Origin of the sequence: Stenotrophomonas sp. 57, assembly GCF_030291075.1 — a bacterium.
In the GTDB taxonomy this organism is placed as follows: Bacteria; Pseudomonadota; Gammaproteobacteria; order Xanthomonadales; family Xanthomonadaceae; genus Stenotrophomonas.
Genome location: NZ_CP127407.1, coordinates 686,261 through 698,162 on the forward strand (window position 1 = coordinate 686,261; position 11,902 = coordinate 698,162).

Consider the following 11,902-nt stretch of genomic DNA (forward strand, 5'->3'; position numbering starts at 1 on the left):
ACCCGGGGTCGGAGCCCTTTCCACAGGAATGGCTCCGACCCCGTTCTTCGCTTAGAACGCCACCGACCAGTCCAGCTGCGCACCCACATCACGCTGGCCATCACCACGGCGGCCCTGCATCTGCAGTGCCACGCGGCTGTTGTCGGTCGGGCTCACCGCCACGCCGAACTGCGCCAGGGCGCTGCGGCGGGCCAGTGGCGCAGCGTTGATCGCAAAGCCCTGGGTACCTTCCACGAAGCGCGCGTCGACCTGCGGCAGGCGATCACCGCCGGCTGCCTGCCAACCCACGCGGGCGGTCAGCGCCGCACGGTCACGCTGGCCACCGCTGATGTCCCAGTCCACACGCAGTGCCGCCAGACCGGTGCGATAGGTCGCGCTGCTGCTCTCCAGCTGCAGGGCGCTGTGGCCGCCGTGTTCCTGGCTGCCGTCACTGCTCAGGCGCACCTGGGCCAGTTCCAGTTCGGGGGTCAGCTGCAGGCGCGGGCCGCCGAAGCTCCAGCCGGCCCGCAGGAACGCGGTGGTGCCGGTGGCATCTTCGCGGGACACAAGACCTTCGCTGAGCGTGGTCCCGACCTGGGCGGTGCGGGTGCTGTCGGTGCGGTAGTCGGCACGGCTGACGCCGCCGCGCAGGCTCAGGCCCTGCCAGCGGTACTGCGCATACAGGCCGTACTCGGTGTTGTCGGTTTCACTGCGCGCATCGCGCTGGGCCAGGCGGCTGACCAGCTGTTGCTGGCCCGCGGCCACGCCCAGCTCCAGCGACTCACCCAGCTGCCAGCCGGCACCGGCCATCACGCCGTGCTGCGAGGCGCGCAGGCCGGCATTTTCGCTGCTGGCATCGGTACGGCGCTGGCCGCCGCTGCCGGCAATCCAGGCGCGCACGCCCGGTGCGATCTCGCCGGCCATCACCGTGCCGTCCAGGTGGCGGTCGACGCCATCGTGCAGGAACCGGTTCTGCAGCAGCGTGCCGCGGTGGGCGGCATGGATCTCGCCACTCAGGCTGTCGAAGGCCGGAACCACCTGGTCGACCTCCAGCCGCACCACGGCGTCGTACACCGCGTTGCCGGTGCCCATCGCTTCGACGCTGGTGGCGACGGCCTTCTGGTTGCGGTTGACCTTCACGTCGGGGAACGCTTCTTCGACGTCCGGCAGGGCGATGTCGTTGCGGGCCAGGGTCAGGTAGACGTTGTTGGCGTCGTATTCCAGGCTCGGGGTCAGGAAGGCGAAGTTGCTGGTGACGCCGGCAAACACGCCCTGCACAGCCTGGTCGGCCGTCAGCAGGGTGTAGCGGGTGCGCGGCGACCAGTCACTGCCGCGTGCCAGCGCCACGGTGCCGGCGTTGCCCAGGATGGCGGTACCGCCCACGCGCACCCGGTCGCTGCTGCCATCGGCGGCAACGTCCACGTTGAAGCGCGCGCTCTGGCTGAACGCGAGGTTGCCCGAAATGTTCAGCGTACCGATGCCGCCTTCCAGGCCCGGGGCCAGGCTGGCGCCATCGAGCAGGCTCACGTCCTGCAGCGTGCCGGTGCCGCCCAGCAGGGTGGCTGCCCCCAGGGTGGTGGCGCCGCCCAGTGCGCCCTGCACGAACAGGCTGCCACGCTCGATCAGGGTCTGGCCACTGAACGCATGGCTGTCGCTGGTCAGCCACAGCTGGCCGGCATCGAGTTTGCGCACTTCACCGGCGCCGGACAGCACGCCGCTGAAGCGGCTGTCCGCCGAGCGCGCCACGTCCAGGCCGGCACCAGCGGCGATGGCGATGTTACCGACGATCGCCGCACGGTCCTGCAGACGCAGCCTGCCGGCCTCGATGCGGGTGCCGCCGCTGTAGCTGCTGTCGGCGCCCAGCACCAGTTCGCCGGCACCGGTCTTGACCAGCGTGCCCGACGCCGGGGCAGGCGCTGCCAGCGGCGAAACAGCCAGCGACATCATGATGATGCCGCCACTGCGCTCGCCGTCGCGGATCACGCCGTTGATGGTGGCACTGCCACTGGCCACGTCGATGGTGCCTTCGCCTTCCAGTGCGAGCGCATTGCCCAGCACGACATCGCTGCCCACCAGGGTGAGGGTCGTGCCATCGGCCAGCTGCACCGCGCCGCTGCCCAGGGCGTTGCTACCGTTCACCGCGAGCGTGCCGGCATCCAGCTGGGTGCCACCGCTGTAGGTGCTGGTACCGGACAGGGTGAGGGTGCCCGTGCCGGTCTTGACCAGGCGTCCGTTGCCGGTTGCATCGCCGATGCTGCCCGACAGCTGCGTGGCATCGTCCGTGCGCACCGTTACGCGGTCACCAAGCAGCAGGGTATTGGCGATGTTCAACCCGCTGCCGTTGAAGGCAAGCGTGGTGTAGTCGTTCATCGTCAGCGTACCGCTGCCGGCTGCTGCAGCGTTGCCCAGCGCCAGCGTGCCCATGTCCACCTGCACGCCGCCGGTGAAGCGGTTCGCTGCAGACAGCACCAGGGTGCCTGCGCCACTCTTCACCAGCGTGCCACGGCTGCCACCATCGCTGATCACGCCGTCCAGCGTGGCGCTGCCCGGCCAGACCACCACGCCGGCAGTGCCGGCCAGGGAAATGTCATTGGCGACCCCCCGCGTGTTGCCGGCCAGGCCCAGCGAAGCACCGTTGCCGATCTGCACCGCGCCGCTGCCCAGCGCATCTTCGCGCTCGATCTTCAGCATGCCGTTGCTGATGGTCGTGCCACCGCTGTAGGTGTTGCTGCCGGCCAGGGTCAGCATGCCGGTGCCCGACTTGACCAGGCGGCCGCTGCTGGCGCTGTCGCTGATGACGCCGGAAAGGCGGGCGTCGCGGCCGTTGTCCAGCAGCACGTTGCCGCTGCCCTGCAGGCTGATTGCATTGGCCACATCCAGGCCTGCGCGGGTAACCCCCAGCGTCGTGCCGTTGGCCAGTGAGAGCTGGCCGCTGCCTGCGGCGGTGTCATTGCCCAGCATCAGGCCGCCGGCCTGCACCTGCACGCCACCGGAATGGGTGTTGGCCGCTTCCAGTGCCAGGACGCCGGAGCCGGTCTTGACCAGCGTACCGATGCCGTTGCCATCGACCACGACGCCAGTCAGCCGTCCCGTACCGAGGGCTACGTCGACGGTGCTGCTGCCATCGAGCACCACGGCGTTGCCCAAGGCAACGGCGCTGCCGGCGAAGGCCAGGGTGGTGCCATTGGCCAGGCGCACCTCGCCGGTGCCTGCCGCGCCGGTGGTGGCGACCGCCAGGGTGCCTGCATCGACCTGGGTGCCGCCGCTGTAGCTGTTGGCGGCCGACAGGGTCAGACGGCCGGTGCCGGTCTTGACCAGGCGCCCGTGGGCGCTGCTGTCGTCGATCGCGCCGGACAGCAGTGCGGACTGGCCCGCGGTCAGGTCGACGTTCACCGTGCCGTCCAGGCGGATCGCATTGCCAACGGCCAGGGTGTTCAGGCCGAACGCCAGCGAGGTGGCATCGGCCATCGTCAGCGCGCCGGTGCCGGCGGCCGAGGCACTGCCCAGGACCAGGCGGCCGCCCTGGATGTGCATGCCTCCGCTATGGGTGTTGTTGCTGTTCATCGACAGCGTACCGGTTCCGGTCTTGGTCAACAGACCGGTGCCCGACACCGTGCCCCAGACGTCCACCGCACTGTCCGAGGCGATCGTGCCGCTGCCCTGCAGGTCCACCTTGGTGCTGACCTGCAGCGTGCCATTGCCCTGCAGGGTGCCGCCGTCCATCACCAGCGAGGAATCGCCCTGGCCGGGAGTGATGCGGCCGCTTGTGCCGTCGCCAACGCTCAGCACCGCATTGTTGCCGATCGTCAGCACGCCCTTGCTGCTGGCGGTCAGGCCGACGTCGATGGCGGTGTCCACGCGTGCCGTCGCGCCATTGGCCACGTTGAACTGCGCATCACCGTTGGCGCCCACGCGCAGGTAGGTGCTGTGCCATTCGCTGCCGGTGCCGCTCACCGACACGGTGCCGGTGCTGCCGACCTGCTCGGCGATCACCACCGAGCCTGCGATGTCCATCCGGCCGCCGTTGCTGATCTGCACCGTGCCGTCGCCGGAGCCGCCGACGACCATCTGGGTGCTGCCGGTGAATTGCGAACCGGGGCCATCCACGATCAGTGTGCCACTGCTGCGTGCAGCCCCGGCCGGAAGGCGGCCCAGCGCGATGAACGTGCCAGCGGTTACGCTGCCGCCATCCAGGACCTTCACCGTGCCGGTGCCGTTGCTGCCAATCGCCAGGCTGCCGCTGTTGACCCAGGTGCTGCCCGCACCGGTGATTTCGACCGTGCCGTTGCCGGTGGCCGTGTTGCCGACATAGGCGCTGCCGCTGGTCATGTCCGCGCCCGCCTGCATGCTGACCAGGCCCACCCCCTCGTTGCCGACGAACAGGTTGCCGCCGGTCAGGAAGCGCGAGTCATCGCCGGTGGCATAGACCGTGCCGTTGCCGGTCGGGGTGGCGCCGATGTAGCTGTCGGTACGGATGTCCAGCGCCCCGCCGCCGGTGATGGTCACGCGTCCGGTACCCGCATGGCCCACGCCGATGGTGGTGTTGCTGCGCCAGAACGAATCAGCGCCGTCGATGTTGGCCTGGCCGGTTGAACCTGCCTGGGTCGCCATGAAGATGGTGGACGACGTCAGCGTGCCGCCATTGATGACATCCAGCGTGCCGGTGCCTTCGTAGCCCACGTGCAGATGGTTGCTGACGGCGCCGGGGGATTCCACGCGCGAGAAGCCATCGATGTAGGCCGCCGCGGACGTTGCCGTGGGCACGCCGCCGGACCAGTTGCTGGCCTGGAACCAGATGATCGAGTTGCCCACGCCCCACTTGTTCCAGCCTGCCGGTGCGGCGGCCTGGGCTGTGGCTGAACACGCCAGAGCCAGCGCCGGCACCAGCAGCCGCAGTGACAGCGAAGGCGCATGGGCGGGGGAGGGGGAACGGCCAGGACGGCTGCCAGTGACGATTTCAGAGACGACCTGCACGGTCTTCAGGGCGTGGTTGAAGACCAGGCGATACAGACGGTTCACGAGCAACACTTCCTTGAGGCTTCTGGCTGGAGCAGCGGTATCGGCCGGACAGAAGAGTCCTGAAGGGTCTGGAGCAAGATTTTCTGGATTATTCAAGGAATGGGGTCACGGATTGGGTCACCCGGGCGAGGTGGCAGTCGTTCCAGCGGCAACGAGATCTGACGGGACCGGGCCGTCGGCCTTACAATGAACAACTCGTTGTTCCTCACCCTGCCTGGAGTAACCGATGTTCCCGCGTGACGTCCGCATCGAAACCTACGATCCCGAACTGGCCAAGGCCATCGCCGCCGAAACCCAGCGTCAGGAAGACCACGTCGAGCTGATCGCCAGCGAGAACTACACCAGCCCGGCGGTGATGGAAGCCCAGGGCAGCCAGCTGACCAACAAGTACGCCGAAGGCTACCCGGGCAAGCGCTATTACGGCGGCTGCGAATACGTGGACATCGCTGAGCAGCTGGCGATCGACCGCCTGAAGCAGCTGTTCGGGGCCGACTACGCCAACGTGCAGCCGCACAGCGGTTCGCAGGCCAACCAGGCCGTGTACTTCGCGCTGCTGCAGCCAGGTGACACCATCCTCGGCATGAGCCTGGCCCACGGCGGCCACCTCACCCACGGTGCCAAGGTCAATGCCTCCGGCAAGCTGTTCAACGCCGTGCAGTACGGCGTGAACGACCAGGGCCTGATCGATTACGACGAAGTCGAGCGCCTGGCCCTGGAGCACAAGCCGAAGATGGTCGTGGCTGGTTTCTCGGCGTACTCGCAGGTGATCGACTGGGCGCGCTTCCGCGCCATCGCCGACAAGGTCGGTGCCTACCTGTTCGTGGACATGGCCCACGTGGCCGGCCTGGTCGCCGCCGGCGTCTACCCGAGCCCGCTGGAACACGCCCACGTGGTGACCTCCACCACCCACAAGACACTGCGCGGCCCGCGCGGCGGCATCATCGTCGCCAAGGGTGCCGACGAAGACCTGGTCAAGAAGCTGCAGTCGATCGTGTTCCCGGGCATCCAGGGCGGTCCGCTGATGCACGTCATCGCCGGCAAGGCCGTGGCCTTCAAGGAAGCGCTGGAACCGGGCTTCAAGGCCTACCAGCAGCAGGTGGTGAAGAACGCCCAGGCGATGGCCAACACGCTCATCGCGCGCGGCTACAAGATCGTCTCCGGTGGTACCCAGAACCACCTGATGCTGGTCGACATGATCGGCAAGGACGTGTCCGGCAAGGACGCGGAAGCTGCGCTGGGCAAGGCGCACATCACCGTCAACAAGAACTCGGTGCCGAACGACCCGCGTTCGCCGTTCGTGACCTCGGGCCTGCGCCTGGGCACCCCGGCGGTGACCACCCGTGGTTACGTTGAACAGGACTGCGTGGACCTGGCCAACTGGATCGCCGATGTGCTCGACGCGCCGAACGATGACGCCGTGATCGCCCGCGTGCGTGATGCCGTCAGCGCGCAGTGCCGCAAGTACCCGGTCTACGGCTGATCGGGGAGTGGGGTCGGATCCCTTCCCGCAGGGAAGGGCTCTGACCCCAGCATTGGAGCAACCGCGCATGGAAGAGCGCCACCTCAGGTACCTGTACACCGCCGTGGCGGTGCTGTTTGGCCTGCCCAGCCTGTTCTTCGGCGGCGCGGGCGCCAGCATCGCCCTGGTCATGGGCGTGATCGGACTGGCTACCCTGGACGCGGACAAACTGTGGTTTGCCGCCGGCATGTTCGCGTGGGGATCCTTCGCGATCGCCGGCCTGGTGGCCTGGGTCGCACTCAGCATCTTCTGGCTGCGCGATGGCGCACGCGGGCTGCACACGGCATCACGCCGCTGGTGGTGGCTGCTGGGCCTGGGCGTGCTGGCGGGCCTGCCAATGCTGGCGATGGCGCTGTACTACTTCTCCGAGCTTGGCCCATCCGTGCTCAGCGGGCTGTTCGCCGGGCCGTCGCTGCTGGTGCCTGCCGGCATGTTGACGCTTCTGCGTGCGCGCGCTGATGCTGCCACCTTTGCGGGAGCGCCGACGCGCCATGGATGAAAGCGGACACAAGCGCATGGTGGCGGTCGGCGGCCTGCTGCTGGGACTGCCGGCCCTTGCCGCCGCAGGCACCGTCGCGGTGCTGGGGCTGATGGTCGCGGTGGACGGCAAGTATCTGCCCGGCAACGAACTCACGGTGCTGCTGCTGTGGTCGTCGGGTGGCATCATCGGCCTGCTGTCGTGGCTGTGGTTGAGCGGCGTGTTCCTGCGGCGTGGCCGGGCCGGCCTGCAGCAATCGTCGCTTGCTGCGTGGGTGGGGTTGGGGGTGGGCGTTCTGGCGGCATTGGCCGTGGTCGCCGTCACGCTGCACCTGGTGTTCAAACAGGGCGAATTCGCCCCGCTGGCCTACCTCGGTTTGGGCCCGCCGTTTCTACTGCCGGCCGCACATCTGGCGTGGTTGCGTTGGCGTCAGACGCCTCTCGGAGCTGACCAAGCCTGCTGAGCTGCCTGGGGCGCGTGCCATGGGTCGTCGGGCAGGCACTTCCGCGCAGACAGCATTTGCTGCTAAGCCCTTTCTCAGGTACCTTTGCGACGCTGCCATGACCGTGGCAATCAGGTTGCTCCCTCAGCCAGGCGTTCCATGCATTGCCCCTTCTGCCAACATGCCGATACCCGGGTCATCGACTCGCGCGTCTCTGAAGACGGCGCGACGATTCGCCGTCGGCGTGAATGCGAAGCGTGCGGCGAGCGTTTCAGCACCATGGAAACGGTCGAGCTGAAGCTGCCGGCCATCGTCAAGAGTGATGGCACCCGCGAAGCCTTCGACCAGCGCAAGGTGCGCGCCGGCTTCGATCGCGCGCTGCAGAAGCGCGCGGTGGCCGAAGACAAGATTGAAGCGGCGGTGCGTGCGGTGGTGCATCAGCTGCGCATCAGCGGCGAGCGCGAAGTGCCTTCGATCAAGGTTGGCGAGTTCGTGATGAATGAACTGCGCAAGCTCGATCATGTCGGGTATGTGCGGTTTGCGTCGGTGTATCGCAGCTTCGAGGACGTGGCTGATTTCCGCGAGGAGATCGAGAAGCTGGAACGTGACCTGCCGTCCAGCACCGAACAGCTGCAGCTGCTGGGCGACGTGATCGCCCTGACCAAGAAGAAGAAGGGCTGACCGCCTTTTCCCCGGTAGATGCCAGCCTTGGTTGGCACTGATGGCATGGATGCACACCGGCGGCGTTACCATGGCCGCATGACCACCCCGTTCTCCATCCTCGACCACCTGCACATGGCCAACGCACTGCGCCTGGCCGAGCGCGCCGCCTACACCACCCGCCCGAACCCGATGGTCGGCTGTGTCATCGCCCATGGCGAACGCGTGGTCGGGCAGGGCTGGCACCAGCGCGCCGGTGGCCCGCATGCCGAGGTGTTCGCCCTGCGCGAGGCCGGCAGCGAAGCACGTGGGGCCACCGCCTACGTCACCCTGGAACCCTGCGCGCACTATGGGCGCACACCACCCTGCGCGCTGGCGCTGATCGAAGCGGGCGTGTCGCGCGTGGTTGCGGCGATGCGCGATCCGTTCCCGAAGGTCGATGGCGGTGGCTTCGATCTGCTGCGCAACGCCGGCATCGTTGTCGAGGAAGGGCTGATGGCTGCGCAGGCGCGCGCGCTCAACAAGGGTTACCTGTCGCGCCTGGAGCGCCACCGCCCGTGGCTGCGGGTGAAGCTGGCCGCCAGCCTGGATGGCCGCACCGCGATGGCCGATGGCAGCTCCAAATGGATTACCGGCCCGGCCGCGCGCGAGGATGTGCAGCACTGGCGTGCCCGCGCCGGCGCGATCCTGACCGGCGCCGACACCGTCCTCACCGACGACCCGATGCTGACTGTACGCCTGGCCGATACCGACGTGATGCCGCCGTTGCGCGTGGTGCTGGATTCGCGCCTGCGCTCGCTGGAGTGCAGCCGTGTACGCGAGGGCGGGGCGCCGACGTTGTACCTGCATGACGCAGCAGTAAGCACACCGGATGCGGCCGACGCCGAATTTGCCAGCGTGCCTGTCAGTGGCGGCAGGTTGGATCTGGGTGCGGTGCTGGCCCTGCTGGCCGAACGCGGCATCAACGAAGTGCATACCGAAGCCGGCGCGACGCTGGCCGGTGCATTGCTGCGCGGTGGCTGGGTGGACGAGCTGCTGCTGTATCAGGCGCCCACGCTGCTGGGCGACAGCGGCCGTCCGCTGTTGGCCGGCCTCGGCATCGAAGTGATGGACCAGCAGCGCCGCCTGCGTGTGGTTGATCAGCGGCAGGTGGGCGAAGACATCAGGTTGCTGCTGCGGGTATAACGGGCCTACGTCGTGCAGGGTTGAGCCCGACGGACTTCAAACGTCATCACACAGCTCATCCTCCTGCGGCAGCAGCGGTTCACCCAGCCACAACTCGATCGGCAGCAATCGCCACAGGATTGTCTGATAGAGCTGATGCACGCGCTCGGCATGGGCGAACGCATGGCGTGCCTGGTACCACCCGGTGACCCGACTGCAATGTGGTACATCGGGCCCGTCGCGCAGCGCCGCCGCCCAGCGCAGGAAGAGCGCATCGATGCGTGCCTGGCGCCCTGCTTCAGGTGCGGCCCGCAACGCCAGATATTCCTGCCGGAGGGGTTCCACGTCGGGATGCTGGCAGACCAGTGGGTACAGGCCGATCTCCGGCGATCCCGACGGCACGAACTCCCGGGCAGCGCAGCTGACCCTCGGCAGTCGTCTTGCCAGTGCCTGTACAAAGGCCTGCGTCGCAGCCGGGGAAGGCGTAGTAGCGCCCTGCCGCGCGAGTGCTGCAGGCACATCGTCCACAAGCAACTGCCAGTCCAGGGCAACGGCAGGCTCATATCCCTCTCCCTGCTCGCGCAGTATCTGCCGGGCGGCGGCATCGTCGTGCAGCAGTACCTGCGCCTGCAGCGTGTATTCGGCCTGCGGCGAGAGATCGGCAGGCGCGGAGGCTACCGCCCAGAGCGGCAGGCCCAGCAGGAGGATCACCACGTGCCTGATCGCGATCGATCCACGCATCAGTCGGTCTTCTCCCTGTTCCACAGCTCGCGGTTGCGGTCATGGGTGATCTGGCAATCGCGCGCTGCCTCCTCGTCGCTCATTCCCTCCACACGCTTGAGCAGATTCCTTTGCAGCATGCCGTTGCTCAGGAAGGGACTCTGGGGAGGGTGCCGGGCATGAAACCCCAGCTGTGCGGCCATCATCAGGTCGCAGGTGGGAATGCCGGTGACCGTGGGCACGGATTCCGCTTCGATACGCGTATTCCATGCGTCGAAGGGCATTACCCGTTGCAACAGTGCGAGACCCAGCAGCGGCAGGTTGGTGCTCTCCCAGGTGCCGCTATCTGGCATCTGGAGGAACACCGCCCTGCCCTGATGTGAACGATCCGGCGCGTCGCGCAGGGCGTTGGCGAAGGAAACGAAGAGGGCCTTGGCGTCTTCCGGATCGTCACCAACAACGGCGCGTCGCTTCTGCGCGTTCCGGTAGGTCGCGAAGAAGCCCGAGAGGTCGGGGAAGGCACAGCGATACGCCACGTTGGCCTGCAGCATCGCATCCACCGTCTCCCGGGTGATGTGGGTGATGGTGCAGGACAGGGTCTTCTGCCGCATCTCCAGAGCGCGGGAAACCGGCTCCATTGCAGTGCCGTTGAAAGCGGCCTTGGGCAGTTGGAGCACATCAAGGGGGGCGACGATCACATCCGTGCCGTCGTTGATCCCACGCAGAAGGTTGCGCTTGCGTAGCGCTTCCCTGGACGCCTCGTTGCCGTGGAGGATGACCTGCACATAGGCGTCGAAGGTATCTTCCAGTGAAAGCGCAGCAGGTTGTGCGGCAACAGCCGTGAGCGGCGCTCCCAGCAGCAGGATCAGGACGGGTTTCAGCATGGCGGCACAGGGGCAATCCGGGAGGGCCCTGAGGATCAGGGGCGTTCCTTGCACGGGTCCATGCAACTTGTCTGAAAATGTGCAGCGTTGCGGGCGTCGCCGGGCATGGCCCGGCGCTACCGCTTACCACCTCACGCGCATTCGTCGGTCCACATCATCTCGGCGATCGGGCGCAGTGCCTTGCACTCCTGCGTCATCTCCTCGGCCGACTGCACCTGCGCCTTGGACTTCAGTTCCTCGGCCATCGCATCCACGCCGCTGATCTGTTCCGGCGCGATCTTCGCCACGCAGGCGCGGTGCTGCTGCAGCAGCAGGTCGCAGCCCGGTACGCCGGTCACCTTCGGCGCGCTGGCCGCCTGTGCATCCTGCATCCAGTCCTCGAACGGCGCCAGCGCACCGGCTACGGTGCCCACCAGATCATCGAAATTACCGCTGTACCAGTAGCCGTTTTCCTTGGCCGGGTACAGGGTGAAAGTGCCGCTGACCGGCACGCGCGAGCGACTCTGCAGCGCCTGGGTATAGGCATCGGTGAACTGCTTGCGCGAGGCCGGGCTGGCATCGGCGGCCAAGCTGGCGGCGAACAGCGGGCGCACCTTGCCCAGGTCGGGCACCTGGCAGCTGAAACTGATGCGTGCCAGCTTCTGGTCTTCAACGTATTGGTTGTCTTCGATCACGCTCTTGGTCGCGCGGCACTTCGACTCACGCAGCGCCTTGGCATACAGCGCTTCGGTCGACGCAGCGTCGGACGTGGCGCCGGTGCTGGCCAGTACCGTCTGCCAGGGTTCGGCCAATGCCTTGGCCAGCGCACCCGGGTTTGGGGTCACGGCGTCCTGGCCTTCGAAGGCTGGCTTCAGCGCATCGTTGAGCGTGCGGGTGGCGGCCGCGTCGTCTTCCAGCAGGGTGCGCGCGTACAGGTCGAAGGCCTGTTCGGGCGTCAGCTGGGCCGGGGCGGCACTGGCAAACAGCGGGGCGCACAGCACGGCACTGGCCAGCACGCTACGGGTGAGCGTCTTCATGACGGTGGTTTCCTGTTCCAG

Annotated in this window: 9 protein-coding genes; 5 read left to right on the plus strand and 4 right to left on the minus strand. The window is 67.5% G+C overall.

Features of this window, described 5'->3' with window-relative positions:
- Positions 1–51: 51 nt before the first annotated feature.
- Positions 52–4,998: an autotransporter-associated beta strand repeat-containing protein gene (locus tag QP512_RS02990; RefSeq protein ID WP_286070933.1), complete on the minus strand. Its 4,947-nt coding sequence runs from the start codon at positions 4,996–4,998 to the stop codon at positions 52–54.
- A 226-nt stretch (positions 4,999–5,224) separates the two neighbouring features.
- Between QP512_RS02990 and glyA the strand changes: the two genes are divergently transcribed.
- The 5 genes from glyA (at position 5,225) to ribD (ending at position 9,282) form a co-directional block, all read left to right on the plus strand.
- Complete coding sequence (glyA, locus tag QP512_RS02995) at positions 5,225–6,478, plus strand: serine hydroxymethyltransferase (RefSeq protein ID WP_286070934.1); 1,254 nt, start codon at positions 5,225–5,227, stop codon at positions 6,476–6,478.
- A gap of 67 nt (positions 6,479–6,545) precedes the next feature.
- Positions 6,546–7,016, plus strand: coding sequence for a hypothetical protein (locus tag QP512_RS03000; RefSeq protein WP_286070935.1), 471 nt, complete (start codon positions 6,546–6,548; stop codon positions 7,014–7,016).
- Positions 7,009–7,458 (plus strand): hypothetical protein, encoded by a 450-nt coding sequence (locus tag QP512_RS03005; protein ID WP_286071983.1) that lies wholly within the window; start codon positions 7,009–7,011, stop codon positions 7,456–7,458. The genes QP512_RS03000 and QP512_RS03005 overlap by 8 nt, the downstream gene beginning before the upstream one ends.
- 138 nt (positions 7,459–7,596) lie before the next feature.
- Complete coding sequence (gene nrdR, locus QP512_RS03010; RefSeq protein ID WP_004143350.1) at positions 7,597–8,118, plus strand: transcriptional regulator NrdR; 522 nt, start codon at positions 7,597–7,599, stop codon at positions 8,116–8,118.
- A 78-nt stretch (positions 8,119–8,196) separates the two neighbouring features.
- A complete protein-coding gene (ribD, locus tag QP512_RS03015; protein WP_286070936.1) occupies positions 8,197–9,282 on the plus strand; it encodes a bifunctional diaminohydroxyphosphoribosylaminopyrimidine deaminase/5-amino-6-(5-phosphoribosylamino)uracil reductase RibD in 1,086 nt (361 codons plus the stop codon).
- A 36-nt stretch (positions 9,283–9,318) separates the two neighbouring features.
- Here the strand turns inward: ribD and QP512_RS03020 are convergent, their stop codons facing one another.
- From QP512_RS03020 to QP512_RS03030, 3 genes are all read right to left on the minus strand, one after another.
- Positions 9,319–10,002, minus strand: coding sequence for a hypothetical protein (locus QP512_RS03020; protein WP_286070937.1), 684 nt, complete (start codon positions 10,000–10,002; stop codon positions 9,319–9,321).
- Positions 10,002–10,865: a hypothetical protein gene (locus QP512_RS03025; protein ID WP_286070938.1), complete on the minus strand. Its 864-nt coding sequence runs from the start codon at positions 10,863–10,865 to the stop codon at positions 10,002–10,004. Before QP512_RS03025 ends, QP512_RS03020 begins: the two co-directional genes overlap by 1 nt.
- A gap of 131 nt (positions 10,866–10,996) precedes the next feature.
- On the minus strand, positions 10,997–11,881 hold the full coding sequence (locus QP512_RS03030) for a hypothetical protein (protein ID WP_286070939.1): 885 nt from the start codon (positions 11,879–11,881) through the stop codon (positions 10,997–10,999).
- Between the last annotated feature and the right edge of the window lie 21 nt (positions 11,882–11,902).

Coding starts and splice junctions, on each gene's coding strand:
- glyA (WP_286070934.1), top strand. CDS start 5,225: ATGTTCCCGCGTGACGTCCGCATCGAAACCTACGATCCCGAACTGGCC.
- QP512_RS03000 (WP_286070935.1), top strand. CDS start 6,546: ATGGAAGAGCGCCACCTCAGGTACCTGTACACCGCCGTGGCGGTGCTG.
- QP512_RS03005 (WP_286071983.1), top strand. CDS start 7,009: ATGGATGAAAGCGGACACAAGCGCATGGTGGCGGTCGGCGGCCTGCTG.
- nrdR (WP_004143350.1), top strand. CDS start 7,597: ATGCATTGCCCCTTCTGCCAACATGCCGATACCCGGGTCATCGACTCG.
- ribD (WP_286070936.1), top strand. CDS start 8,197: ATGACCACCCCGTTCTCCATCCTCGACCACCTGCACATGGCCAACGCA.
- QP512_RS03020 (WP_286070937.1), bottom strand. CDS start 10,002: ATGCGTGGATCGATCGCGATCAGGCACGTGGTGATCCTCCTGCTGGGC.
- QP512_RS03025 (WP_286070938.1), bottom strand. CDS start 10,865: ATGCTGAAACCCGTCCTGATCCTGCTGCTGGGAGCGCCGCTCACGGCT.
- QP512_RS03030 (WP_286070939.1), bottom strand. CDS start 11,881: ATGAAGACGCTCACCCGTAGCGTGCTGGCCAGTGCCGTGCTGTGCGCC.